This is a genomic window from Neobacillus sp. Fa239 (assembly GCF_055395235.1).
The window spans coordinates 3,503,740-3,527,294 of sequence record NZ_AP041611.1 but is presented as its reverse complement, the minus strand read 5'-3'; the positions used below and the strand labels follow the sequence as shown (position 1 = coordinate 3,527,294).

General features: G+C 36.9%; 30 protein-coding genes. 20 read left to right on the top strand and 10 right to left on the bottom strand.

What is annotated here, in order from left to right; translation table 11 throughout:
- The first annotated feature begins 159 nt into the window (after positions 1-159).
- Positions 160-1,428 (top strand): ATP-binding protein, encoded by a 1,269-nt coding sequence (locus tag ACZ5XR_RS17150; RefSeq protein WP_464497535.1) that lies wholly within the window; start codon positions 160-162, stop codon positions 1,426-1,428.
- Between the two features lie 48 nt (positions 1,429-1,476).
- Entirely contained in the window at positions 1,477-2,262 is a 786-nt protein-coding gene (locus ACZ5XR_RS17145) for a 3-hydroxybutyrate dehydrogenase (RefSeq protein WP_464497534.1), read from the top strand.
- A 100-nt stretch (positions 2,263-2,362) separates the two neighbouring features.
- Here ACZ5XR_RS17145 and ACZ5XR_RS17140 read toward each other — a convergent pair whose 3' ends face one another.
- The 3 genes from ACZ5XR_RS17140 to ACZ5XR_RS17130 all read right to left on the bottom strand — a co-directional run bounded on the left by ACZ5XR_RS17140 (position 2,363) and on the right by ACZ5XR_RS17130 (position 4,454).
- A complete protein-coding gene (locus ACZ5XR_RS17140; protein ID WP_464497533.1) occupies positions 2,363-3,313 on the bottom strand; it encodes an isopenicillin N synthase family dioxygenase in 951 nt (316 codons plus the stop codon).
- A gap of 240 nt (positions 3,314-3,553) precedes the next feature.
- A complete protein-coding gene (locus ACZ5XR_RS17135; protein WP_464497531.1) occupies positions 3,554-3,973 on the bottom strand; it encodes a YndM family protein in 420 nt (139 codons plus the stop codon).
- Positions 3,974-4,085: 112 nt separating this feature from the next.
- Positions 4,086-4,454 (bottom strand): winged helix-turn-helix transcriptional regulator, encoded by a 369-nt coding sequence (locus tag ACZ5XR_RS17130; RefSeq protein WP_464497530.1) that lies wholly within the window; start codon positions 4,452-4,454, stop codon positions 4,086-4,088.
- Positions 4,455-4,585: 131 nt separating this feature from the next.
- On the opposite strand from ACZ5XR_RS17130, the gene ACZ5XR_RS17125 reads away from it, so the two are divergent.
- The 7 genes from ACZ5XR_RS17125 to ACZ5XR_RS17095 all read left to right on the top strand — a co-directional run bounded on the left by ACZ5XR_RS17125 (position 4,586) and on the right by ACZ5XR_RS17095 (position 10,805).
- Entirely contained in the window at positions 4,586-5,218 is a 633-nt protein-coding gene (locus tag ACZ5XR_RS17125; protein WP_464497529.1) for a nitroreductase family protein, read from the top strand.
- A gap of 105 nt (positions 5,219-5,323) precedes the next feature.
- Positions 5,324-5,497: a hypothetical protein gene (locus ACZ5XR_RS17120; RefSeq protein ID WP_464497528.1), complete on the top strand. Its 174-nt coding sequence runs from the start codon at positions 5,324-5,326 to the stop codon at positions 5,495-5,497.
- Positions 5,498-5,672: 175 nt separating this feature from the next.
- On the top strand, positions 5,673-6,251 hold the full coding sequence (locus ACZ5XR_RS17115) for a DUF2087 domain-containing protein (RefSeq protein ID WP_464497527.1): 579 nt from the start codon (positions 5,673-5,675) through the stop codon (positions 6,249-6,251).
- 136 nt (positions 6,252-6,387) lie between these two features.
- Entirely contained in the window at positions 6,388-7,461 is a 1,074-nt protein-coding gene (locus tag ACZ5XR_RS17110) for a pyruvate kinase (RefSeq protein WP_464497526.1), read from the top strand.
- A gap of 141 nt (positions 7,462-7,602) precedes the next feature.
- Positions 7,603-8,604, top strand: a complete 1,002-nt coding sequence (locus ACZ5XR_RS17105) for an LLM class flavin-dependent oxidoreductase (RefSeq protein ID WP_464497525.1) — start codon at positions 7,603-7,605, stop codon at positions 8,602-8,604.
- A 405-nt stretch (positions 8,605-9,009) separates the two neighbouring features.
- Positions 9,010-10,170, top strand: coding sequence for an MGDG synthase family glycosyltransferase (locus ACZ5XR_RS17100; RefSeq protein ID WP_464497524.1), 1,161 nt, complete (start codon positions 9,010-9,012; stop codon positions 10,168-10,170).
- Positions 10,171-10,364: 194 nt separating this feature from the next.
- The gene (locus ACZ5XR_RS17095; protein ID WP_464497523.1) at positions 10,365-10,805 is read left to right on the top strand and encodes a Dps family protein; all 441 of its coding nucleotides are present in this window, start codon (positions 10,365-10,367) and stop codon (positions 10,803-10,805) included.
- Between the two features lie 69 nt (positions 10,806-10,874).
- Here ACZ5XR_RS17095 and ACZ5XR_RS17090 read toward each other — a convergent pair whose 3' ends face one another.
- The 4 genes from ACZ5XR_RS17090 to ACZ5XR_RS17075 all read right to left on the bottom strand — a co-directional run bounded on the left by ACZ5XR_RS17090 (position 10,875) and on the right by ACZ5XR_RS17075 (position 13,164).
- Positions 10,875-11,033 (bottom strand): type II toxin-antitoxin system antitoxin, encoded by a 159-nt coding sequence (locus ACZ5XR_RS17090; protein ID WP_464497522.1) that lies wholly within the window; start codon positions 11,031-11,033, stop codon positions 10,875-10,877.
- A gap of 13 nt (positions 11,034-11,046) precedes the next feature.
- A complete protein-coding gene (locus ACZ5XR_RS17085) occupies positions 11,047-11,907 on the bottom strand; it encodes an SPFH domain-containing protein (RefSeq protein ID WP_464497521.1) in 861 nt (286 codons plus the stop codon).
- Between the two features lie 82 nt (positions 11,908-11,989).
- Positions 11,990-12,499, bottom strand: coding sequence for a GNAT family N-acetyltransferase (locus ACZ5XR_RS17080; RefSeq protein ID WP_464497520.1), 510 nt, complete (start codon positions 12,497-12,499; stop codon positions 11,990-11,992).
- Positions 12,500-12,525: 26 nt separating this feature from the next.
- Positions 12,526-13,164, bottom strand: coding sequence for a pentapeptide repeat-containing protein (locus ACZ5XR_RS17075; RefSeq protein ID WP_464497519.1), 639 nt, complete (start codon positions 13,162-13,164; stop codon positions 12,526-12,528).
- 121 nt (positions 13,165-13,285) lie between these two features.
- Between ACZ5XR_RS17075 and ACZ5XR_RS17070 the strand changes: the two genes are divergently transcribed.
- Both ACZ5XR_RS17070 and ACZ5XR_RS17065 read left to right on the top strand, forming a co-directional pair.
- Complete coding sequence (locus ACZ5XR_RS17070) at positions 13,286-13,720, top strand: GNAT family N-acetyltransferase (protein WP_464497518.1); 435 nt, start codon at positions 13,286-13,288, stop codon at positions 13,718-13,720.
- 138 nt (positions 13,721-13,858) lie between these two features.
- Entirely contained in the window at positions 13,859-14,086 is a 228-nt protein-coding gene (locus tag ACZ5XR_RS17065; RefSeq protein ID WP_464497517.1) for a hypothetical protein, read from the top strand.
- Positions 14,087-14,129: 43 nt separating this feature from the next.
- Here the strand turns inward: ACZ5XR_RS17065 and ACZ5XR_RS17060 are convergent, their stop codons facing one another.
- Positions 14,130-14,969, bottom strand: coding sequence for an RMD1 family protein (locus tag ACZ5XR_RS17060; protein ID WP_464502348.1), 840 nt, complete (start codon positions 14,967-14,969; stop codon positions 14,130-14,132).
- 211 nt (positions 14,970-15,180) lie between these two features.
- Here ACZ5XR_RS17060 and ACZ5XR_RS17055 point away from each other — a divergent pair, with 211 nt between their 5' ends.
- The 3 genes from ACZ5XR_RS17055 to ACZ5XR_RS17045 all read left to right on the top strand — a co-directional run bounded on the left by ACZ5XR_RS17055 (position 15,181) and on the right by ACZ5XR_RS17045 (position 16,623).
- On the top strand, positions 15,181-15,513 hold the full coding sequence (locus ACZ5XR_RS17055; RefSeq protein ID WP_464497516.1) for a nuclear transport factor 2 family protein: 333 nt from the start codon (positions 15,181-15,183) through the stop codon (positions 15,511-15,513).
- Between the two features lie 111 nt (positions 15,514-15,624).
- Positions 15,625-16,005 (top strand): VOC family protein, encoded by a 381-nt coding sequence (locus ACZ5XR_RS17050; RefSeq protein WP_464497515.1) that lies wholly within the window; start codon positions 15,625-15,627, stop codon positions 16,003-16,005.
- Positions 16,006-16,167: 162 nt separating this feature from the next.
- Entirely contained in the window at positions 16,168-16,623 is a 456-nt protein-coding gene (locus ACZ5XR_RS17045) for a C40 family peptidase (protein ID WP_464497513.1), read from the top strand.
- A 63-nt stretch (positions 16,624-16,686) separates the two neighbouring features.
- Here ACZ5XR_RS17045 and ACZ5XR_RS17040 read toward each other — a convergent pair whose 3' ends face one another.
- Together ACZ5XR_RS17040 and serC are read right to left on the bottom strand one after the other, a co-directional pair.
- The gene (locus tag ACZ5XR_RS17040; RefSeq protein ID WP_464497512.1) at positions 16,687-17,037 is read right to left on the bottom strand and encodes a hypothetical protein; all 351 of its coding nucleotides are present in this window, start codon (positions 17,035-17,037) and stop codon (positions 16,687-16,689) included.
- A gap of 77 nt (positions 17,038-17,114) precedes the next feature.
- Positions 17,115-18,212, bottom strand: a complete 1,098-nt coding sequence (gene serC / locus ACZ5XR_RS17035) for a 3-phosphoserine/phosphohydroxythreonine transaminase (protein ID WP_464497511.1) — start codon at positions 18,210-18,212, stop codon at positions 17,115-17,117.
- A 267-nt stretch (positions 18,213-18,479) separates the two neighbouring features.
- Between serC and ACZ5XR_RS17030 the strand changes: the two genes are divergently transcribed.
- From ACZ5XR_RS17030 to ACZ5XR_RS17005, 6 genes are all read left to right on the top strand, one after another.
- Positions 18,480-18,611: a hypothetical protein gene (locus ACZ5XR_RS17030; RefSeq protein ID WP_464497510.1), complete on the top strand. Its 132-nt coding sequence runs from the start codon at positions 18,480-18,482 to the stop codon at positions 18,609-18,611.
- A gap of 224 nt (positions 18,612-18,835) precedes the next feature.
- Positions 18,836-19,084, top strand: coding sequence for a hypothetical protein (locus tag ACZ5XR_RS17025; protein WP_464497508.1), 249 nt, complete (start codon positions 18,836-18,838; stop codon positions 19,082-19,084).
- Between the two features lie 117 nt (positions 19,085-19,201).
- On the top strand, positions 19,202-20,686 hold the full coding sequence (locus tag ACZ5XR_RS17020) for a serine hydrolase domain-containing protein (protein ID WP_464497507.1): 1,485 nt from the start codon (positions 19,202-19,204) through the stop codon (positions 20,684-20,686).
- Between the two features lie 429 nt (positions 20,687-21,115).
- On the top strand, positions 21,116-22,051 hold the full coding sequence (locus tag ACZ5XR_RS17015) for an ROK family protein (RefSeq protein WP_464497506.1): 936 nt from the start codon (positions 21,116-21,118) through the stop codon (positions 22,049-22,051).
- Between the two features lie 114 nt (positions 22,052-22,165).
- Entirely contained in the window at positions 22,166-22,480 is a 315-nt protein-coding gene (locus tag ACZ5XR_RS17010) for a cupin domain-containing protein (RefSeq protein ID WP_464497505.1), read from the top strand.
- 19 nt (positions 22,481-22,499) lie between these two features.
- Positions 22,500-23,513 carry a Gfo/Idh/MocA family protein gene (locus ACZ5XR_RS17005; RefSeq protein ID WP_464497504.1) on the top strand — a complete coding sequence of 338 codons (1,014 nt, stop codon included), beginning with the start codon at positions 22,500-22,502 and terminating at the stop codon, positions 23,511-23,513.
- Positions 23,514-23,555 lie beyond the last annotated feature (42 nt).

Sequence of the window (23,555 nt, the reverse complement as noted above, 5' to 3'; positions counted from 1 at the left end):
TGCCTGGCACCTTATTTGGCAAAAATTGCTTCAAGGAAAATAGGGGGGTATAGCAGTGACTTCTTTAATTTTTGTGTAGAATTTTCCATAAATGTAGTATACTGAAATTCTAAATACTATAAATTTTTATGTGTAAATCAGCCGCGGAGGGTGTCATTCTTGATTGAAACCTTACTTATTAATTTCCTTTTTCTTCTTTTTCCAGTATTAATTTTTTTATTATTCTTTGAAAACAAACATCATAATTATAACAAATACATATTGATCTTTTTTGGGTCTGTTTCAATGATTCTTTGTATGGCTTTTCCAATCAAATTACATATCGGCTTTATTTATGATTTGCGCTATATACCTTTTCTAATTGTTGCTCTTTTTGGAGGCTACAAATATGCATTTCCAATGTATATTGTTTTGAATGTGTACCGGTTCATGATAGGCGGAGACGGAATTTTTCAGTCGCTCATTTTCGCTACCGTTATTTTTGCATTAGTTCCTTTATTACATAAAATAGTGACCAAGCAGAGCTCACATAAACGAGTGATCATTGCAGCCATTACAGCTTTCCTGACAAACGTACTTTACCTTATTAGTCTTACTTTCTTCTTGCCGGAGTTGAATCGGGAATTCTGGCTCCTAACCATAAATGCTTTAACCACTTATGTTGTTGGAATAAGCGCTATCATGCTATTAATTGAGAAAATTATTTCTAATATAAAAATACGTCAATCATTTTTGCATTCCGAGAGATTAAATGTCATTAGCGAGTTATCTGCTAGTGTCTCCCATGAAATAAGAAATCCGCTTACCGTGACAAGCGGTTTTCTGCAGCTGCTGAATAAATCAGAGACCATAACAAAGCAAGAAAAAGAGTATATTGAGTATTCACTTTTAGAATTAAATCGAGCAGAAAAAATTGTCAGTGATTTTCTAGCTTTTGCCAAACCGCAATGTGATAACATGATATTCTCCAATCTAAAAGATGAAACAGAGTATGTAAAAAACATCATTACTCCATATGCTAATATGTACCTCGTCGATATCCAGTTTACCTTTCATAACACGTTAAATTTTACATATGATAAAAACCAAATCCAGCAATGCTTAATTAATTTGTATAAGAATGCGATCGAGGCCATGAGAGAGAGCGGCGGTACCCTGTACATAGATGTTTCTGAACAGAAAAAAGGCATCGTTATCAATATTAGAGATACGGGAGTCGGAATGACGAAAGAAGAAATTTTACGTTTAGGAAGCCCTTATTACTCAACAAAAAAAGAAGGAACCGGCCTTGGCATGCTAATGGTATATAGCACCATTGATAAAATCAAAGGAAAAATAGAAGTAGAAAGCGAAAAAGGAAAGGGAACCAATTTTCAAATTACGATTCCAAGCAGTGGGGGCCTGTCCCCCGACGGAGTAAAGCGTTAAAGCAGTGGGGGTCAGACCCCATGGGAGAACCCCAAAGGAGGGATAGGTATGGAGAAACTGTTGGAAGGGAAAACGGCTTTTATTACTGGTTCAGCGAGTGGGATTGGTTTGGAGATTGCTAGGTCTTTTGCTTTTGAAGGGGCTAGCGTGGTGATTTCAGATTTAAATAGTGAAAAATGTGAGCAGGTTGTTTCTGAGTTTCGGGATCGAGGTTTTCAGGCGACAGCCGCACCATGTGATGTGACTGATGAGGATGGTTATAAGAAAAGTCTGGAATTGACACGAAAAACTTTTGGAACGGTGGATATTTTAGTTAATAATGCAGGTCTTCAATATGTAGCGCCTCTAGAAGAATTTCCAACAGAAAAATTCGAGCTTTTAGTGAAAGTGATGCTGACGGCTCCATTTATTGGCATTAAAAATGTTTTTCCATTTATGAAGAAGCAGGGATTTGGCCGGATCATCAACATCGCTTCGATAAATGGAGTCATTGGCTTTGCGGGAAAAGCGGCCTATAATAGTGCGAAACATGGGGTTATTGGATTAACAAAAGTAGCTGCATTAGAAGGGGCAGAACATGGAATTACCGTCAATGCCCTCTGCCCGGGCTATGTTGACACACCACTTGTAAGAAACCAGCTAGGCGATTTAGCAAAAACGAGAAATGTTAGTTTAGATCGGGTAATGGAAGAGGTATTATACCCGTTGATACCGCAAAAACGACTATTATCAGTGACAGAAATTGCTGATTATGCAGTCTTTTTATCTAGTGATAAAGCAAAGGGAGTTACAGGTCAGGCGGTTATTTTGGATGGAGGCTATACAGTCCAATAAGATACATACGAAATCAAAAGGGTGTTCCAATTAGATTGGGACACCCTTTTGATTCTAAAATATTTTTACAAGAAGCAAGTCCTACATCATTAAGTGGCTTCTATTCCTTAATTAAGCCAATCTCAACCAATCTTTGGTAAAGGAAGTCACCAGCAGTAATCGCCGGATATCTTTCTGGATTATCTTCCGTGATACAAGACGGAATCGTTTCTAGTAAGCAATTGCTGTAAGGATGTACAAAGAATGGCATTGAATAGCGAGCCGTATTTTCACCAGCAGGATTCACTACACGATGTGTTGTTGCCGGAATGACTTCATTCGTAATACGAGACAGCATATCCCCTGCATCTACAATGATCTGCCCAGGCTTCGCCTTAACAGGCATCCATTCTCCATCACGAGTTAATAGTTCTAATCCAGAAGCAGTAGATTCTACTAATAATGTAATTAAATTAATGTCTTCATGTTCAGCTGCCCGGATTGCATTCGGATCCATAGATTCATCTAGTGGCGGATAATGAATGGTACGAAGAATGCTATTGCCTTCATGAATCATATCAGAGAAAAAATTGGGGCGAAGATCAAAGTGCATCGCAAGTGCTTCCAGCATATTTCGTGCAACTCGCTCTAATTCGCGATAAAAATTTAAGGCATTTTGCTTCAGCTCAGGAACTTCCTCCGGCCAAATATTCGCAGAATATTGACTAGTAAGGGAATGCCCCAAAGGCAATTCTTGTCCCACATGCCAAAACTCTTTTAAGTCGCCAACAGTACGGTTTTTAGCATGCTCTTTTCCGAAGCCCGTATATCCGCGTTGGCCGCCATTAATTCCTTCGTATTTCTTTTTTGTGTCTACTTCCAAGCTGTATAATTTTTGCCAAAGCTCGTAGTTTTTGTCGATTAGCTTTGGATCAACCCCATGACCTTCTAAAATAATAAAGCCTGTCTCTTTCAATCCGGCAGCAAACTCTTCTGCAAAAGCAGCCCTTTGTTCTGAATTCCCATATGTAAATTGTTTCAAGTCTAATGTACGGATAAATAAATTTGTCATTATCTGTCTCCTATCTATGGTGTAAGCGTTATCAAACTATTTCAAAATAACATATCCCCTGTGAAAACACAAGAATATTCTTACCATTCGATTGAACTTACGATAGTAGAATAATATCAGATTGATCAAGGCTTTTGCTTCATGAAAACCAGGGCTTTTTCGGACACGTCACGAATAAAAAAAGAGCTTGTAGACCTCGTCCTTTTGGACGGAGTTTACAAGCCTTTTTTCACTCAAAATTCACTTTTTCTTTATTGGTTCTTTCTCTTCTGCCATTTCCATTCCATATGCAAGCCGGTCTGAGGCTCGATGCCTCATCCGGTTATCCTCAAGTCTAGAACCACGAAGTATTCGATGAACAAAAGTCTCCCCAACTGTTATAATGACAGCTGAAATAATGCTTCCACATGCAATTTGCATATAATTGTTGAGTAGGACACTGCCAAAAATCCATAAAACCATATATGATAAGAGGAAATCAGCAATAAGGGAATTTGCATTTCCAATTCGCGGCAGCAAAATCTTGTCAACGGCTAGATAAGAAACGACCGTCGTGAGCAAACTGAACAAAACAACATCTACCCATGTCGCATTAAAAAACAGGTCAAGACCCACAGCATAAGCAACCAAACACACTACAAATTTAACGATTAATGCCATTATTATTACCTCCTCACCTACCATTTTAGTCAAAAATAAAAAAATCCATTCATCCTTCTTTTTACACTAAGTAAAGAGGGGACTGACCCCCACTGCTTTAAAGCAGTGGGGGTCAGTCCCCATTTTGGAATCCATTTCGATTCTTTACCCATTTCATTAAGACATGGATCACTTCGTCCAGTTTTTTTCCCTCTGATGTTAATTCATATTCCACTTTTTTTGGCGAATTAGCAATTAATCTTTTGACAATAAGCCCTTCATTTTCTAGTTCACGCAATCGTTCTGTTAATAGCCGATCTGAGATTCCTGGTATGGAGGAAACGATTTCATTGTATCGTTTCGGGCCCTGTAACAGAGAATGTATAACAGCTCCCATCCAGCGTTTGCCGATAAATTCAATGGCACTATGAAAATTAATACAAATATGCTGCATTTCTTTTTCAGCAGGTGGAGAGTCATTTTGTTTCGTTAGATCACCCATGATAAAATACCTCATTTTTACTTTTCTGACTTTATTATACCATGATTGTTATGATTGACGAAAAGTACTTACTAATAGTAAGATACTCTGGTACTTACCAAAAGTAAGTTTAAAAATGGGAGGAAAATAACATGCAAAATGTATTAACAAAAAGTTTATCTGAAGTGATTAAAGAACGTCATTCAGTTAGAAAATATGATCCAACATTTGAAATTCCTTCAGCTGAAATAAAAGAAATGCTGTCAGAAGCAATAAAAGCACCATCCTCAAGTAATCTTCAAGCTTGGCGGTTTATAGTTATTCAAGACCAAGAAACAAAAAAACAGCTAAGAGCGATTGCTAATAATCAAGAGCAAGTAGAAACATCTTCTGCTGTCATTGCCGTATTAGGCGATAAAGAAATGTATGAGAGTGTAGAAAAGGTATACAGAAGTGCATATGATGCGGGATATATGGATGAAGAGAATATGAATCGATTAATAGAAGGGACAAGGAATACGTATCCAAAAGCTTCGGAAGAAGTGCGGAAAAATATCGCTTCATTTGATGCGGGGCTTGTTTCCATGCAGCTGATGCTGATTGCTAAAGAGCGGGGCTATGACACCGTACCGATGGGCGGTTTTAACAAGGAACAATTCGTCCAAAAATTTGATATTCCTGAGCGCTATTTCCCAATAGTCCTCATTGCATTAGGAAAGGCTGCCGTTCCAGCATTCAATACCACTCGTTTGCCGCTTGATGATGTATTAATTGATTTCATTTGATGGGAAGTTCAAGGAACGTACAACTCAAAGAATGTATATTATATTTATTGAAAAAATGGACAAGACTTTGAAGAAGAGGTTAATTTAAAAAAGAGGTGTACTTTCTTGAATGATCCGTTTAATTACTCAGAAATCTTTTATAACGAAGTGATCTTTTATCTGGAAACCAAATGGAACCGCCGTTTAGATGAACATGAACGGCATGTTCTGATTGAGGGATATCGTTACGGCCGAATGATCGAATCCGAAAATGAAATCAAAATCCTGTTCTCAAATTAAAAGTTAAAAAATTACAAAGGGCTGCCCCGGAAGGCGCCCTTTTTTGATGTCTCCCTTCATTTGCTTTAATACTGTAAAGTGGCGGGGGACTGACCCCTTGATTTTGCCCCTTGATTTTGAATTTGGATTAGACTATTATCTAATTAGATGAATATTAAAGTAGGTGTAGTCAGGAATGCAATTAAACAAAATGGTTGAGTTTCATAAGGCTCTTGGTGATTTAACACGGATTCGGATTGTTGCTTTGCTTAAGCAGGGTCCATTGCATGGGCAAGCGATTGCGGGTAAGCTGGGGCTTAAGCCGCCAACCATTACCCACCATATGGCGAAACTAAGGGAGGTTGGACTGATTAAGGAACGGCGTGATAAAAACACCATTTATTTTTCTCTGAATACGAAAATATTGGAAATGAGTGCTCAAGCGATCATAACAGTGGGAACGGGAGGAACGGCCAATATGGAAATGTCGGTTACGGCAGATGAGCGGGCATCCATCATTAAAAATTTCTTCACAAAGGATGGAAAACTGAAAACTTACCCTGCTCAGCGAAAGAAAAAACTTGTGGTCCTTGCACACATGGTAGAAGAATTAGAATTTGGGAGAGTCTATCAAGAAAAAGAAATCAATGATTATTTAAAGCAGTTTCACGAGGATTTTGCTACATTAAGACGCGAGCTTATTATGTGCCAATATATGTATAGAGAAAATAATCAATATGAGTTAAACCCGGTTGAGTTATGGTGGCTAAGTTAAAAATTTTTTACGTATATAATTAGATGAATATTAAATTAGATAAATGTAAAATCAGTCGACGGTTTCCAAAGTCATTCCCCTTATAATCGTTCATCATTGGGCACAATAATCATGACGATTCCATAGGGGTGATTTGATGACAATTGATCGAATTTGTACCATTGGGCCTGCCAGTGAAGATAAAAATGTATTGCTTGAACTAATGAATCACGGAATGACCATTGCACGCTTAAATTTTTCCCATGGAACTCATGAGAGCCATGGGAAGGTCATTCGATTAATAAAGTCTCTAGAAAAAGAGACGGGTCTTCCAATTAAAATATTGGGTGACCTTCAGGGGCCAAAAATCCGATTAGGGAAAATGGAAAGTGAAAAGGTTACGCTTCGACAGGGACAAACCTTTACCCTTTACATAAACGAAATTACAGGAAATGAAACTCAGGCAAGCGTCGATTATCAAGGATTAGTGAAGGACGTTAAGCCTAATAATCGACTTTTATTAAATGATGGAGCAGTGGAATTAACGGTTACGGATGTGAATCAAGAAAAGGTAATAACCAAAGTCAAAAGAGGTGGAGAAATATCTTCACATAAAGGTGTGAATCTTCCGGGAATCGTCACAAGTTTACCTGCTATTACTGAAAAGGACAAAAAGGATATTGAATTTCTATTAGAAGAAGAAATTGACTTTATTGCCTGTTCATTTGTGCGCAAAGGAACACATCTACAAGAAATTCGCCAATTTATAGGACAAGAAAAAGAACAGGTCCCGAAGCTGGTGGCAAAAATCGAAACGTTGGAAGCGATTCAAAATTTTCAAGAAATTTGCGAAGAAACGGATGCGATTATGATTGCCAGAGGTGACCTGGGTGTGGAACTTCCCTACCAATGGATCCCACTGCTGCAAAAAGCATTGATCACCGAATGTATTCGGATGCAGACCTATGTTATTACGGCGACCCAAATGCTTCAATCAATGGTAGAGAATCCGCTCCCAACAAGGGCGGAAGTGATGGATGTTTTTCAGGCGGTTTTGGATGGAACGAACGCTGTCATGCTTTCAGCAGAAAGTGCGGCGGGACATTATCCGGTCCAGAGTATTGAAACCTTAAAGCTCGTTTCCCAATTTGCAGAAGTAGTAAAACGAGAAGCACCTTTTGATTTGAATGATATGTTAAATTTATTGAATAAAACGATGGATGGGAATTAAAACTCTAGGAAGAATGGGTCACCATCACAATGATTGATTCAAAATGTCATGTAATCCTTTCTTGCCAAGCATTTAAATTTGTTTCTTCTCCGATTTTGGTTACTATTGGTTTATCTCTTTAAAACGAAAGGACTCATATAAATGTCAACTATTCATATACCCGTTTCGGTTTTAAATTTAGTACCAGTACGAGAAGGTCAGACACAGAAACAGGCCATCGAGGCAATGGTTGACCTTGCACAGGCAACCGAAAAAATGGGCTATTTACGGTATTGGATTGCCGAGCATCATAATGCCCCGACGCTTGTTAGTTCAGCAACGGCCCTATTAATCAAACATACGTTAGAACATACCAATACCATTAAAGTAGGATCAGGTGGGATTATGCTTCCCAACCATTCCCCTTTAGTCGTAGCAGAGCAATTCGGAACCATGGAAACGATTTATCCAGGTCGTGTGGAACTGGGGCTTGGCCGTGCACCTGGTACAGATATGGTGACGGCGAACGCCTTAAGACGTTCGAAAAATGATTCTGTATACACATTTCCAGATGATGTTCGGGCCATGCTAAGCTATTTTGGACCAGATTCACAGCAAGGATACGTAAAAGCGTATCCGGGTGTTGGAACTAATATACCAATATATATTCTTGGATCTTCAACCGATTCCGCCTACCTGGCGGCAAGATTAGGCCTGCCTTATGTATTTGCTTCCCACTTTGCTCCGACCCATATGGAGGAAGCGATTTTGATTTATCGGAATCGCTTCCAGCCATCTGACTATTTGGACCAACCATACATGATGGTATGTTTAAATGTAATTGCTGCAGAAACGGATCAAGAGGCTGGGTGGCTGGCAACCACGATGCAACAATTTTTCTTGAATGTGGTCAGGGGGACAAGAAATCCACTGCAGCCACCAATTGATAATATGGATGCGCTTTGGACTCCTATAGAAAAAGAAATGGCTGAAGAAAGGAAAAGCGTGGCGCTATTAGGAAGTAAAGATACTATTCGGCAACAACTTACAAGCTTCCAAACTAAATATGAAGTCGATGAAATTATGGCTGTATCGTATATCTATGACCCAGATAAACAAAAACGATCATATGAAATTTTAAAAGAGGTAGTGGAAGGGAAATAAGGGGAAAAATCAATAAAAGCAGTGGGTTTTTCATAAAAAGAAAACTCACTGCTTAACGTTTTATAAAGGGAGAAATAGTTTTCCACATTTGCTTCCCAAAATCCTTTAAAGTTTAGGAAAATTTTAGGACAAATTTATTATGAAATTCTTAAATTCCTGCATTTCCATAAACAAATTCTTTTTTTTTGTTCTGATTTTACATATAATGAGTAAAGATACACTAAAAGTTAACAGTCGTACTCATCTTCGAAGTCTTTTACAAAAAAGACTTTTTCCCATGTTTTTGAATGAAAATAACGAAGATTCCTATTTTGATAATATAAAAGCAAATTATAACTAGAAATATATGAAACATTTTTGGATTCATCTTGGGATCAAAATAAGTATTTTAGAAAGGTTGATTCTATGACTAAAAAAATTCTGGTGATTTCCTCTGATCATACAGGTCATGGACATAAAAGTATTGCGGAGTCCCTGCACGAAAAAATCGGTTTGAATGCCAACATTGATATCCATGTAGTCGATGGCTTTGCATTAGGCGGAAAAGCCTTATTAAACATTGGAAAATCATATGGTCCGATTACTCGATTTTCTGCCCAGCTTTGGAACGCAATTTGGCATTTTTCGGCTAAGAATTCATTTTTGGTGGATAAAAGCATTGAAATGGTAATCAGAAAAAATTTTCTGACCTTACTAAATGACATAAAACCTGATTTGATTTTATCAATTCATCCAAATTTTAATGGTTCTGTCATAAATATCCTGCATAAAGAAAACATTCAAATACCATTTGGGACGCTCATTGCCGATCTTGTGAATATTTATCCTTTATGGGCAGATCATCGGGCAGACTTTATCCTAAGTCCTACTGAAGAAGCTAAAGAAAAATGTTTAGAGTTTGGTGTTCCTGAAGAAAAAATCAATGTGGTTGGATTTCCAGTCCGGGAAAGATTTCATAACCATTCAGTTAAACAATATAACGGAAAGTCGACTCTCAACTTTTTAATGATGAGCGGTGGTGAAGGAGTAGGCAATATGAGTGCGATTGCCGAAGAACTTCTTGAACATTTCGATTGTACTGTTAGCATTATTGCTGGAAGAAATGAAAAATTGAAACAGGATTTGGAAGTTTCTTTAAAAGATCGTTTTGGAGACCGTGCTCAAATATTTGGCTTTGTTAAAAATATTCAGGATTTGATGATGGCAGCGGATATTGCGATCACAAGAGGAAGTCCGAATGTAATGTTTGAAGCCGTTGCGACGAATCTGCCGATAATTATTACAGGTGCACTACCAGGGCAGGAGAAAGATAATCCATGGTTTGCTGAAAAGCATAATTTAGGTGTGGTTTGCAGCGATACAGAACAACTAACTTCTATTATCGAAGAATTGGTTGCAAAAGATGGTGACCGATTAACATCTATCATGGAATCACAAAGAAACTTTATCAACCAACATGCTGCAAATGATATTTTGAATTTTCTTCTCGCTGTTGAAAAAGAGGGGTATGAACCGGTAAAGAAAAAACGATTTGCTTCCTCTTTTGCTTTTGCTTCAAATAAATAAACATTTGTAATAAGCAGACTTGAGTGGCCATCACTTGAGTCTTTTTTCTTTGTCTCCTTTCATTTTAAGTAAATTTATTACGGATTGAATAGAGTAGATTGCAAAAAGCTATTTTATACGAAATTTAAAAATGAATATTAATCTTATCTAAACAAAAAATAAAATTTGGAAAGTACAAAAGGAGTTGAAATGTTTTGGAGCTGCAAAATGTCCTGAATAAGCAGATTGCAAACTGGAATGTATTGTTTGTTAAACTTCATAACTATCATTGGTTTGTTAAAGGTGAGCAATTTTTTACCTTGCATGAAAAGTTTGAAGAACTTTATAATGAGGCAGCAACACATATTGATGAATTAGCTGAACGACTTTTATCAATTGGTGGACAGCCTATTGCAACAATGAAAGAGTATATTGAAGGAGCTTCGATTCAAGAAGCTCATGGGGATGAAGATTCTGTTCGTATGGTACAATCTATAACCAGTGATTTTACGACAATTATTGAAGAATTAAAAAAAGGCATGGCAGTAGCAGAGGAAGCTGGTGATGAAACGACAGGAGACATGCTGCTTGCCATCCACTCCAGCTTAGAAAAACATGTATGGATGTTAAAAGCATTTTTAGGTAAATCTATATAATTTTGAAAAAGGCTTCAATACTAATGGAGTATTGAAGCTTTTTTATATGAGAGACAACGAGGTTTCCCATTAATTATTGTTTTTTAATCTTCCCGCTTTTTTTGCTGCATCTTTTAATATGATCTCGATTTGTGCGTTGACACTTCTGAGTTCATCTCCCGCCCATTTTTCGATCACTTCGTATAATTTTGGATCAATTCGAAGAGGAAATGCTTTTCTTTTATTCATGTCATGCACAACCTTAATAGATGCTTCCTGTATTGATAATTGGCTGTGTTCCTTTCTCGGAAACAATTGCAACCATCAGATTATTTACCATCTGTGCCTTTTTCTCTTCATCAAGCTCCACAATTTCTTGTTCTTGAAGCTGATCAATCGCAGCTTTTACAAGACCCACTGCACCATCAACAATTACTTTTCGAGCAGATAAAACAGCTTGCGCTTGTTGTCTTTGAAGCATGGCAGCAGCGATTTCTGATGAGTAGGCAAGATGCATGATCCGCGCTTCGATGACATCTACCCCAGCCACATCCAGTCTTTTTTGTAAATCATATACCAAAACATCTGCAACTTCATCGCTATTTTGACGAAGTGTTAGTGTATTCTCTGCGCTTTCGAATGTATCGTAAGCATATCTGCTGGCAATATGCCGAATCCCGGTTTCACTTTGAATTTGGATGAATTTTTCATAGTTTTCTACATCATATAATGCTTTTGCAGCATCGCTTACTTTATAAACAACTACTGCGGCAATTTCAATTGGATTTCCTTCTAAATCATTTACCTTTAATCTTTCGCTGTTAAAGTTAGTTACGCGCAATGAAACGCTTCTTTTGAAGGTAAAGGGAATGGTTGCCCATAATCCTTGAACCCTTATGACACCAATATAGGTACCAAAGAATGTTAATACCTTAGCTTCGTTGGGCTGAACGACAGTTAAACTTGTGGCAACAACTAAACCGAGCAAGAAGACGAATATTCCACCTATTCTTCCTGGAGTTGTGGAACTGTTAATGATTAAGATGATTCCAAAAATAATACCCGCAAGCGCAATGACAAGTGCAGCAAAGCCATTCATTTTAAAAATTGATTTTTCTTTCATACTTTACCCCTCCTTAATGTGATATAAAAGTGATATCACTTTTATATCATTTTATCGCATTTTTTCTAAAAAAGGAGTTTTTTTAATAATCAGATGAAAATAATTTTAGCTCTTCTGAATCAGGGGACAGTTTAATCATCCGCTCAAATTTTAACCCGATTTTTTCAAGCAGCTTGGATGAATGATCGTTATCCTTAGAGGTTATAGCCACTATTTTTTTGAGACCGAGCTGCTCTTTTCCATATGTCATGGTTGCAGAGGCAGCTTCAAAGGCATAACCTTTAGATTGGAATCTGGTTAAAAAAGCATAACCAATGTCGATATCTTCCAATGTGTCCCTTTTAATCAAACCGCAAATTCCGATTGGGATATTTCCCTCCTTCAGTTCTGTTAAAAAAAGACCAAAGCCAAGACGGGCGTACATGTCCATTGGACCGTTTAAAATGTAGTTTCTGGCATCTTCCAGCGTTCTAACCCCATGATCTCCTATAAAACGTAACCAAGAGGGGTCATTCAAAAGCTCAAGAATAAACGGAGCATCCTCGGTTGATAACCAACGAATTATTAATCTATCAGTTTCGATTACTTTCATAATAAAAATTCCTCCTTTCCGAAGACTTATGAATCTTTAATGATTAGCCCCATCAGGCTTGCAAACTGTACAGCCTGATAGGATGATACTTTGCATCCATTTAAATCATTCATTAATACAGTAAGAGTATCAAAATTAGATGTACTGATATCAATTCCTTTTAGCGATGTTTGATCAAAGTTTGCTCCATCAAGATTACAGAATTGAAATTCAACTTTTTTCAGAATACAGTCGTAAAAATCTGTATTCTTTAATGAATCATCTTGAAAGATGACTTTTTCAAGTTTTGAGTTTGCAAATGTCGCCAAGTTTAAAACAGAATTATCAAATTTAACATTCCCTAAGCGCGATTCTGTAAAGTTCGCTCCTAATAATTTGCAATTTTTAAATTCGACTCTGTGAATGGAGGACTTGGTTAAATTGACATTAGATAAATCGCAGTTTTCAAAACACACATCTGTAATATCAATATTCTTAAAATCAGAATAATTAAACTTACTATTCTTAATCACCATATTATATAAGCGAACTCTACCTACTATTTCATTTTCAAAAACAGAGTCAATGATTTGACACATTTCTAACAATGGTTCTTCTTCATTAAAAATCTCATGAAAATTTCTTGTAGGTAATTCACCTTGAATTTTGGGTAAATCAATTTTCATAAACGTACCTCTTTTGCTAATTTATTTTATCAATTAATAATAAGGTATATAAGGGAAAGATGACAAATGAAATTATACATGCATAGTCTCTTAAGTTGAATTAAAGTAAGGAGTGAAATTAATGGGAATCAGGAAAGCAATGGTTAAGGATTGGAGAGCAATAGCCCAATTGTTAAATCAGTTGGATTATCCGGATACGGAAGGGTTCATTAAAGGAAAAATAGAAAAACTTCTCACACATCCTGATAGCGAATTATTGGTTTATGAAATTGGAGGAAAAGTAATCGCTTTTATTTCATTGCATTTTATACCTCAGTTAGCGGTAAAAGGGGATTTTGTAAGAATCAGTTATTTTGCAGTTGATTCGTCCGTTAGAAGCAAAGGAATTGGACGATTGATCGAAGAATATTGTACTGAATTGGCCCGAAAAAGAAATTGTGATCGAATTGAAGTTCATTGCCATACAAGAAGAGTAGATGCCCATAGGTTCTATTTTCGGCAAGGTTATATGGAATCCCCCAAATACTATTTGAAAATAACAGACGAGACCATTTAAACATCGATCATTGCTTTTTTTAAAATATTGAGGTGTTTATATACGGATTGTTATCAAATTTAAATTAAAACAATTTGTTTACCCACCCCATAAAAGGTGCACGCTAAACATAAATGAATGTATAAAGGAGTGTGCTGTGTGAATCATTATAAAATCGATGACATGATCATAGATGATGACTTTGATAGTGAAGAGTATGCGACAGTAGATTTTACCTATAATGATAAAAAATATAGTATTACGTTTAAAAAAGCAGACCTTGAAATGATAAATAGCTGGGTATTTGAGAATGGGACTTCAATTCCGGCAAATTTATCGGAAGACTTCATTGAAGCCATAAGAGAAGACATAAAAAAGAGAATTTAGCAGCATGGCTCCCGTAATCCGGGGGCTTTTTATTTGAATTTTATCAAAGCCAGCCAGCAATTTGAAAAACCGTCAAGGCAATCTCAATGACGATGAGGATCACCACAATCCATTCCACAAAAAGTCCGCGGATGGAATGACTGATGGAAGAAAAACCATCCATGATATTATATAAAATTTCCGTTTTACTTTTTAAAATCTTATGACGATCATTTAATTCGAAAAATTCCATCATTCTATCATAAAATTCGCTGGCATTACTGCTTGCCCATGTAATATCAGGTTTATCCAAAATCATGATGTAGGCAAGGGTATTATAGTCGTGTCGCAAAATTTTCGCAGTCGTCCTTGCTAATTCCTTATTGCCGATTCGGAGCTTGCCTTTTTCCAGCCGGTCAATCATTGTTTCAAGCCTGTCGTGGATTTTTCCAAGCTGTTCTTCCGTTTTTTCGAGAGCAACTGATTTGGCGAGGACGGTGGAAATTAATTCAGGATAAAAAGTCTCATATTCAGGAACCACTACATATTCGTCCGTCAACTCAATATTTCCGGTTTCTTTGATATGAAGGCTATAATCGTCTGTATATCTGTCTGTATCTTTAATATCAATGTCCGGCTCGAAGGATTGGATGAAACTGAAAAAATCATTGATGAATTTAGGCTGGGAATGATTAATGAAAACAATACTGCCAAAGGAGAACACCAGAACCATTTGCGACTTGTCCAACTCTTGACGGAGGATGGTTTCTAAAATTTCACATTTCAGGATTAATGGTTCTTCCCATGTGAATTTTTTTGGAATTCCGCAATGAATAGCTATCTTATTTAAATCAATTTCGTTCGTGATGGCAAATGCTTTAAAGGAGATCGCCTTCAAGTTCATCACTCTTTTCAGTGAATTGGTCATGCCTTATTATTATTCTATTTTAACCCAAAACATTTTCGAACCATTCTTTCGCAAAGAAAAGGGATATTGAAGAAGCTATAATGAAAAGTAGCGACATTTTAGGACCGGAAGTATACATAAAATGCCTAAATATTATCTTGTGAATATGTGGATATTATTATTATAAATAGTCACTGGAGTGAATGAGATGTCCATTGAAAAAATAGTTCAACAACAAATCGAATTTTATAATACACAGGATATTGCCGGATTTGCTAGTACCTATTCAGATGATATTAGCGTGTACAATTTTCCGGATAATACAATCGCTTTAAGTGGAAAGCAGGCACTTATAGAAAGATACACAGAGACATTTAAAAAGAAAATGTACGCAGAAATCAAAAACCGTTCGATTGTTGGAAACAAGGTAATTGATTGGGAATATGCAACAAATGGAATAACTGGTGAGAGTACAAGTTTAATGGCTATTTATCAAGTTGAGAATGCATTAATTTCAAAAGTTTGGTTTATTCGAGAATGACCCCTTTTATTATTAATAAGCCTAGCAAAAAATTGACTTTATCAATAATGGTTGATTATCATTAAGTTATAAATAGGATTTCCAATAATTTTATGAAATGGGGAAAAACGGATGATTAGTAAAGTCGGACAAGTTATGCTTTATGTGAATAACCAAGATGAGTCATTGAAATTTTGGACTGAAAAAGCTGGGTTTAGTAAAGTTGCTGAAGAAGATAACGGGCAGGGATTTAGGTTTATTGAAATTGCTCCAACGACAGACGCTGGTACGAGTATTGTTCTTCACAATAAGGAGTTTATTGCTAAAATGCAGCCGGAATTAAATCTTAATACACCATCGTTATTGTTCTTCTCGGAAAATCTCGACCAACTATACAAAGACTTTACAGATAAAAACATCAAAGTCGGCGAACTTGTAACAATGCCAACCGGCAGAGTATTTAACTTTGCTGATAATGAAGGCAATTACTTTGCAGTTTTGGAGAAAAAGTAAATGGGGCATGTCCTCCGGAAGCAGTTAAAGCTAAACTTGATTTCCAATAGAGCGAAATTATTTTAGAATAATTTCGTAATGAAATTGTAATGGTGCTGTGACCTGCTTGTTATACCCTTCTAGTATATTAAAACTATCAAATCACACTAGGAGGTAACAATCATGCTAAAGAAATTCATCGTAGCAATTGTCATTTTAGCTTCTTGCGGCTCTTTGTTTGCCAACAAAGGTGATAAAGTGGAAGCAGCAGGTTATAACTATCATATAACAGCAATACAGGTAGCGGAAAATCATATGGGGGTCCCTTATCGATGGGGCGGGATGTCACCGTACGGTTTTGATTGTTCTGGTCTTGTTAAATATTCATACGCGAAAGCTGGAAGACCTTTATCCCGAACAGCAGCTCAAATGTACTACCAAAACGGGTATCATGTGTATTCTTTAAAGACAGGCGATTTAATGTTCTTTGCTCCAAATAAGGCAAGCCGTCCAACACATGTTGCGATTTATATTGGATACGGAAAAATGATTATGGCTTCTTCATCAAAAGGCGTTATGATTACAAGTACAAGAAACCCATACTGGCATCCAAGATATATTGGAGCTAAACGAGTTTAAGACCATCGTTAACGATGGTCTTTTTTATAATACTTTTTTTCTATAACTAACTGGAATTGTTTTTTATTTTGAAGCATTTTGTATAATAGCGGATTCCCATTTTTCGAGATGATCCACTCTTTTAGGATGAATCCGATTCTTCACTGCTTTTAAAATATCATTTGCAAAGTGAGGATGGATGTTCCTTGGCCGTAATAATGGCCAAGGATAATGGTCTAATAATTTCATCCCTTCTTCAAAGCCCTTTACGATCAAAGATTTTCCAAAATTATGCTTCTTTTCACCATAATAAAAGTCTTCTAATGCCAATTCGTCTTTTTCCAATGTAAAGTACCATTGCTGCTCTTTTTTAAAGCCATAGAAGGTAATGCTGCCTCCATCTCCGCCCAATGATAAAATAGTTTCGTATTTCATCTCTATCCCTCAATTCATAATGGTTTAGAAGAACAAAACGATATTTATTAGTGAAAGGAATCGTTTTATCTTAAAATCTAGTTATTTTCCTTTTGGAATTGAATCATGAATTTACTAAATGCATTGCATGCCTCAATTGGTACAGCATTGTATGCTGATACACGGCATCCTCCAATGGAGCGATGGCCGTTTATTCCGACAAATCCTTCTTGTTTTGCTTGCTCTAGGAAACGCTTTTCCAATTCTTCTGATTTCAAGTTAAAGGTAATGTTCATTAAAGAACGACTGTCCGCTTCAGCATGACCGATATAAAAACCATTACTCGTGTCGATTGCGTCATAAATCAGCTTCGCTTTTTTAGTATTCAGCTCAGAAATAGCTGCTACCCCACCCAAATCACTCGCCCAGTTAAGGACTTCTCCCAGCATGTAAATGCCAAAGGTTGGTGGTGTGTTATATAAGGAGTTGTTTTTTGCATGTGTGCTGTATTTTAACATCGTTGGGATTTTCGTGTTCGCTCGTTCCAGCAAATCCTTGCGAATAATGACTACTGTGACACCTGAAGGACCCAGGTTTTTCTGAGCTCCGGCATAAATGAGAGCAAACTTAGTGACATCAATCGGCTTTGAAAGAATATCACTCGACATGTCTGCGATTAGTGGAACATCACCGGTGTCTGGGAATTCATTCCACTGTGTACCGTAAATCGTATTATTTGATGTGATATGCAAGTAGGCGTCACCTGTTTGATAGTGCAAATCATCGAGCTTTGGAATACTCCGATAGTTATTTTCTTTTGTAGAAGCTGCATGGTAAACTTCACCAAATAGTTTTGCTTCTGAGAATGCTTTTTCAGACCAAGACCCTGTCATCACATATCCAGCTTGTTTCCCTGATTGTAAAAAATTCATTGGAATCATTGAGAATTGAAGACTTGCACCGCCTTGAAGGAAAAGAACCTCATAATTCTCCGGGATTGACAATAATTCTCTTAAGCTGTATATCGCCTGATTATGTACTTCTTCATAGGATTTACTTCGATGGCTAAGCTCCATCACGGACATTCCGGTACCACGAAAATCAATCAACTCCTGTTGAGCTTTCTCAAGGACTGTTAGGGGTAATGCAGACGGACCCGCATTGAAATTATAAGTGCGGTGGACATGTAGTTTCATTTTTACCTCACTCCAATTTTTTATTTACTTGATAATAACACGTTTTTAAAATATTTGGATAATTAATTCTATTCTTTTTAGAGAAAAATTTTGTGAAAAGGCTTACAATTCAGGGGTCAGACCCCCAGTGCGTTAAAGCTTTAAAGGGGTGGGGGACTGACCCCACAAAAATTATTCTAGTAATTTTTTTCCAACAAAAAAACACAAGACAAATGTAATCGCTTACATTAAAATAGAAAGTAAGAAATAGGAGAGGGGATACAAACTATGAAACATTTATTAGAACAATGTGAACATAACCACTCAGAAGAACCTTGTGAGGAATGTGTCCCAAAAAAAGAAACGGAAGAAACTTACGATTTACATGAATATGATTATTATAAAAGATTGTGGTTTTAAGTGAATAAATTCCTCTAATAAATGGTATAGTAAAGGACATCAAAAATGGCGTGTGGATTTACACACGTTATTTTTATTTTCTAAAGGAACCACTTTGTGTTGGAAGGTAAATTGAAATTTTTCGTGAAGGTAGATTCTCGTCGCTTTAAAGCTGTAAAGCGCCGGGGGTCAGACCCCAAAACAATTTCATAAGCTAATGTATTAAAATGTAAGGGTGTTTTGATATGAGAAACATAAATGGAATTCAAGTACGGCCGATGATTGGGCAGGCATGGACCGGCAAGCATGTTATTTTGCTTCATTGTACTCAAAATAATCAATTTCTAAATCTATATAAAAGCTTTCACGCGCCGATCGAGCCTCCTCGTTACAATTGTGCAGAGACATTATCCCAGCTGCTAAGTATCGGCTATCGCATTATGGCCATTACCCCCATCCCGCCAAATCAAATTCAATATGTTTTGGTGCTATAATTTCAAAAACTAATTTTATTCCTAAGAAAATATCACTTCATCGTGATACGATTCCATATAGTAGTAAGATTTATGAAAACATAGTAATCTAACTACTTATAGGAGGTAAATTAACTAATGAATAAATTCAGAAAGCTATCACGTAGTACACCAGAAGCTCAAGGAATGTCTTCACAGGATATTTCTCGATTTTTGGATCATATCAATGAGCAAAAACTGGAACTGCATAGTATGATGATCGTCCGCCACGGTCATGTGATTGCTGAGGGATGGTGGCATCCTTACCAAAGTGAACGTGAACATATGCTATTCTCCTTGACGAAGAGTTTCACTTCAATAGCAGTCGGGTTTGCCATAACGGAAGGACATTTATCTCTAGAAGATACACTTGTATCTTTTTTCCCAGAAATTGAAATACGGCAAAGTAATCCATTTAGGGACATTCAGGTAAGAGACCTTTTAACATTAAGTGTAGGCCATGAAAATGCCACAATGGGCTGGGATTTGTATCAAATTGAAGGAAGCTGGGTTGATTATTTTTTAAATATACCAATTGAGCATGAGCCAGGCACCCGCTTCTTTTATAATACAAGTGCGACACAGATGCTATCTGCCATGGTACAAAAGGCTACAGGTTTACCATTACTTGATTATCTAGAGCCAAGACTATTAGAACCGTTGGGTATTTCCGTTCCTTTTTGGCAAACCTCCCCTGAAGGCCATTACACCGGAGGGCATGGGTTGAGTATGAAAACAGAGGATATTGCGAAGTTCGGGCAATTTCTTTTACAGGAGGGATTCTGGGAAGGGAGACAGCTGCTGCCCAAAGAATGGATCCGCGAAGCAACCTCCTTTCAAATCGCTAATGGAGATACCAAGGATGACGATTGGCAGCAGGGATACGGTTTTCAATTTTGGCTTTCCAGGCATGGCGCCTATCGGGCTGACGGAGCGTATAGTCAGTTTTGTATAATCCTTCCAGAGCAAAATGCAGTTGTCGTTATAACCAGTGGCACTCACGATGGTCCTAATGTTCTGAATCTAATTTGGGAGCATTTATTACCTGGAATGGTGGATGGTCCACTTCCCAATGACGTTAAAGCCAGAACGAATTTAAATCAACAATTGAGTCATTTAATGATTGAAACACCAAAGTTGTTGAAAGCATCCCCTTTAGCAGAAATGGTATCCAATAAAGTATTTAAAATGGATGAGAACGAGAGGAACGTTAAAGAGGTTTCCTTTAGGTTTGAGCATGATTCTTGTACATTTGTTCTTAAGGATAACGATGGGGAACATCAAATTCCATGTGGGTATCAGGATTGGATCGAGGGAACAACGATGTTGTTTGACAATGTTCTTCATTCCCAGTATCAACCGGATACAATAACCGTATTAGCAAAGGGAGGATGGAGAAAGGAAAATGTTTTTGAAATGAACTGGTGTTTCGTAAATACACCATTTATTGACACAATCGTTTGTCATTTTAATGGACAACTTATTCAATTGAAACGAACTGTCAATACAGACCAAGGTGAGCCAAGGCCTATTTTGTATGGGGAAATGGAGAAATTAAACCATCTAAAAAGTCAAAAGTATTGAAAATTGCAACAGTTTGAATTGACTAATAATCAAATGAAGAATATAATCAAAATAAGGTACTAGAGTACCTATTTCTTTTAAATAATTATTAAACTTAATTAATTAATTAATTGTATTATTAAAGTAAAAGTGTAGTGATACGAAATCAGTTTAAACAATTGGAATTCAAATCATTGGGAATAAAAATCTGCAGTGATATGAATTTACATATTCATTCTGGAATATGATGTGAACGCTTCCACGAATGCTGAATTTAGTAGACTTGACCAATTACCTGCGAAAGAAAAGCTGAAATCGTCAAACAAAATTAATCATCCTGAGGCTAAATTACCAGCCCAAGAATTACTAGGTTTCAATCACAGCGATTTCTATTAAGATCAGTCAACAGCAAAATTCTTGAATAAATATATAGTTTGGGGAGATTAATGAATGGGAGACAAGTTAATTGGAGTTGATGTTGGAGGTACAAATATTAGAGTAGGCTTGATAAATAGTGACTTTCAGCTGCTAAGAAAAGAAACAGCCAAAACATCTGATTTTCAAACGGCAAAGGAATTCTTTTCGCATTTAAGAACGATGATTGAAAGAATTGATGTTCATAGGGAAGCTGAAAAAATTGGTATAGCACTACCTGTACCATGGAAAGATGGAATGGAGATTTTCTCCGACTCTACTAATCTTCCAATTTTGGAGGGTGTTAGTGTTAATGAGATTAAGACCTACTTTCCGGAATATGAGGTTTATTTTGAAAATGATGTGAATGTCATTGCATTGTTAGAATCTGGCTTTGGCGCTTCTAAAAATTATCAACATTCCATGTATATTACCGTAAGTACTGGAATTGGGAGCGGGATGATTTTGAACAACACCATTTTTCGAGGCACGAATGGTTATGCCGGGGAAATAGGAAGTATGATCATTTCCGATATGAATAAAAATCATTTCTCACTTTATAATGGAACGTTAGAATCGTTATGCAGCGGAAAATCCTTAGAGGAAGAAAGTATAAAACTTTATGGTAACAACGCGACAGCCCAATTTTTGTTTGAACAATTTCAAAATGGCGATCACCAAGCATATCGTGTTGTCATGGCCTGGATTGATTATTTTTCAAGTGCCATTGCCTCGCTCATGCAAACAATAGACCCTGAAGTGTTTGTGCTTGGAGGGTCCGTTATCTATCACAATCAATGGTTAATAGAAGAAATAGTTAAAAGTACAAAAAAGAAAGTCTTTGATCAGTTAAAAGATAAAGTGAAAATAGTGATATCTAAATTTGGCCCTGATGCCGGGATAATTGGTGCCGCCTATATTGCGTTAAAAAGATCTTCATTGTTTGAGTTACAAGTTTCTGGTGAGAAATAGTCATAGGCTGCTCTTGAAAACTCCTAGGTGAGTTTTTGAGACGGCTTTTGCTTTTTTGACTAAGGTTTTTCTTAAAACTCAGGGAAACAAAAAATTTAAAGGAGATTGAAGAAAATGCCAGTAATTAAAGGTTATGCAGAAATCAATGAATATCCAGATTGGAGTGAAATTAATCACTATGGAGTGAATAATTTGGAAGTTGGCGATGAGGTCGAATTACACTACCATGACGGAAATGAGTATTGGATTATCGTTTCGGGTAAAGGAGTTTGCACAACTGAAGGTGACACGTACGAAGTGGGGCCTGGAGACTTGGTGCTTACGAAAAAAGGTGACGAACATTCTCTAGTTGTAACTGAAAAAATGACAGCTGTTTATATTTTCGGAAAAGTGGCTCTTGGCGGAACGACTGACCACTTACACAAATAATAAAGTGAGGATTTTATATATGAGCAAATTAAAAATTGTTCAAGTTGGACTAGGCTCACACGGTACTGGAGTTGGCGTGAATGCAATTGTTTCTTCTCCAGATTTTGAATATGCCGGCTTGGTTGATCCATATCAACCAGGATTGGAAGAAGCGGCTCGCAGGCTAAATGTTGACAGCAGCAAATTATATAACAACCCCAAAAAGGCATTTGAAGATGCTGGTGCCGATGCAGTTTATATATCTGCGATTTCACCAGTTCACTACGAAGTATGTAAGGATGCATTAGAAAGTGGATTACATGTTTTAATAGAAAAGCCGTTCGTGCTGGATGTTAACGAGGGGAAAGAATTGGTTGAATTAGCTGAAAAGAAAAATCTTAAGCTAATGGTAGATCAGAACTATCGATATAACTTGCATGTGTGCGATTTAATTAAATTGGTTCAAGAAAAAGAACTTGGCGAAGTAGAATTTGCAAACGTGCAATTCTACTACTTCCATGACGGAAAGCCCTATCAAAGAGAAATGGAAAACTACATGCTAATGGAAATGGCGATACATCACTCCGATTTAATACGCTATGTGTTAGGTTCTAATGTAAAAACCGTTAATGGTAAAACCTGGAATGGTGAAAATAGCGGTTACAAGGGCGATCCTTTTGTCAATGCTGCTTTTGAAATGGAGATAGGCATACCCGTTTTCTATACAGGAACGCTTCTTTCAAAGGGACTTTCAACGCCTTGGGAAGGTAAATGGAGAATTCAGTGTAGAAATGGCTCGATTCACTTGGATGATCTTGGCCAAGGCTATGGAGTTTACGTTGTAGATGAGCATGAAAACGTTACTAGAGTTCTACTAGAATGGTCTGACTACGCGGACGTGAAGAGGGTCTTCGCAGAGTTTGCCAGCTCTATCAGAGAGGATAGAGAGCCTGCAATTTCAGGAAGAGATAATCTACAAACGCTAGCAACACAATTTGCTATAAACAAATCCTCAAAAGAGAATCGCCAAGTTGCTATTTCTGAAATTCTGTAAAAATAGGGAGTTTAATCGTTTGAAGCAAAATATTGATCAACT

Coding starts and splice junctions, on each gene's coding strand:
- ACZ5XR_RS17105 (WP_464497525.1), top strand. CDS start 7,603: ATGTCAACTATTCATATACCCGTTTCGGTTTTAAATTTAGTACCAGTA.
- ACZ5XR_RS17145 (WP_464497534.1), top strand. CDS start 1,477: ATGGAGAAACTGTTGGAAGGGAAAACGGCTTTTATTACTGGTTCAGCG.
- ACZ5XR_RS17075 (WP_464497519.1), bottom strand. CDS start 13,164: ATGAAAATTGATTTACCCAAAATTCAAGGTGAATTACCTACAAGAAAT.
- ACZ5XR_RS17055 (WP_464497516.1), top strand. CDS start 15,181: ATGTCCATTGAAAAAATAGTTCAACAACAAATCGAATTTTATAATACA.
- ACZ5XR_RS17090 (WP_464497522.1), bottom strand. CDS start 11,033: ATGAATAAAAGAAAAGCATTTCCTCTTCGAATTGATCCAAAATTATAC.
- ACZ5XR_RS17115 (WP_464497527.1), top strand. CDS start 5,673: ATGCAATTAAACAAAATGGTTGAGTTTCATAAGGCTCTTGGTGATTTA.
- ACZ5XR_RS17110 (WP_464497526.1), top strand. CDS start 6,388: ATGACAATTGATCGAATTTGTACCATTGGGCCTGCCAGTGAAGATAAA.
- ACZ5XR_RS17015 (WP_464497506.1), top strand. CDS start 21,116: ATGGGAGACAAGTTAATTGGAGTTGATGTTGGAGGTACAAATATTAGA.
- ACZ5XR_RS17080 (WP_464497520.1), bottom strand. CDS start 12,499: ATGAAAGTAATCGAAACTGATAGATTAATAATTCGTTGGTTATCAACC.
- ACZ5XR_RS17130 (WP_464497530.1), bottom strand. CDS start 4,454: ATGGGTGATCTAACGAAACAAAATGACTCTCCACCTGCTGAAAAAGAA.
- ACZ5XR_RS17010 (WP_464497505.1), top strand. CDS start 22,166: ATGCCAGTAATTAAAGGTTATGCAGAAATCAATGAATATCCAGATTGG.
- ACZ5XR_RS17100 (WP_464497524.1), top strand. CDS start 9,010: ATGACTAAAAAAATTCTGGTGATTTCCTCTGATCATACAGGTCATGGA.
- ACZ5XR_RS17040 (WP_464497512.1), bottom strand. CDS start 17,037: ATGAAATACGAAACTATTTTATCATTGGGCGGAGATGGAGGCAGCATT.
- ACZ5XR_RS17060 (WP_464502348.1), bottom strand. CDS start 14,969: ATGAACTTGAAGGCGATCTCCTTTAAAGCATTTGCCATCACGAACGAA.
- ACZ5XR_RS17030 (WP_464497510.1), top strand. CDS start 18,480: ATGAAACATTTATTAGAACAATGTGAACATAACCACTCAGAAGAACCT.
- ACZ5XR_RS17020 (WP_464497507.1), top strand. CDS start 19,202: ATGAATAAATTCAGAAAGCTATCACGTAGTACACCAGAAGCTCAAGGA.
- ACZ5XR_RS17125 (WP_464497529.1), top strand. CDS start 4,586: ATGCAAAATGTATTAACAAAAAGTTTATCTGAAGTGATTAAAGAACGT.
- ACZ5XR_RS17050 (WP_464497515.1), top strand. CDS start 15,625: ATGATTAGTAAAGTCGGACAAGTTATGCTTTATGTGAATAACCAAGAT.
- ACZ5XR_RS17140 (WP_464497533.1), bottom strand. CDS start 3,313: ATGACAAATTTATTTATCCGTACATTAGACTTGAAACAATTTACATAT.
- ACZ5XR_RS17025 (WP_464497508.1), top strand. CDS start 18,836: ATGAGAAACATAAATGGAATTCAAGTACGGCCGATGATTGGGCAGGCA.
- ACZ5XR_RS17085 (WP_464497521.1), bottom strand. CDS start 11,907: ATGAAAGAAAAATCAATTTTTAAAATGAATGGCTTTGCTGCACTTGTC.
- ACZ5XR_RS17135 (WP_464497531.1), bottom strand. CDS start 3,973: ATGGCATTAATCGTTAAATTTGTAGTGTGTTTGGTTGCTTATGCTGTG.
- ACZ5XR_RS17045 (WP_464497513.1), top strand. CDS start 16,168: ATGCTAAAGAAATTCATCGTAGCAATTGTCATTTTAGCTTCTTGCGGC.
- serC (WP_464497511.1), bottom strand. CDS start 18,212: ATGAAACTACATGTCCACCGCACTTATAATTTCAATGCGGGTCCGTCT.
- ACZ5XR_RS17070 (WP_464497518.1), top strand. CDS start 13,286: ATGGGAATCAGGAAAGCAATGGTTAAGGATTGGAGAGCAATAGCCCAA.
- ACZ5XR_RS17005 (WP_464497504.1), top strand. CDS start 22,500: ATGAGCAAATTAAAAATTGTTCAAGTTGGACTAGGCTCACACGGTACT.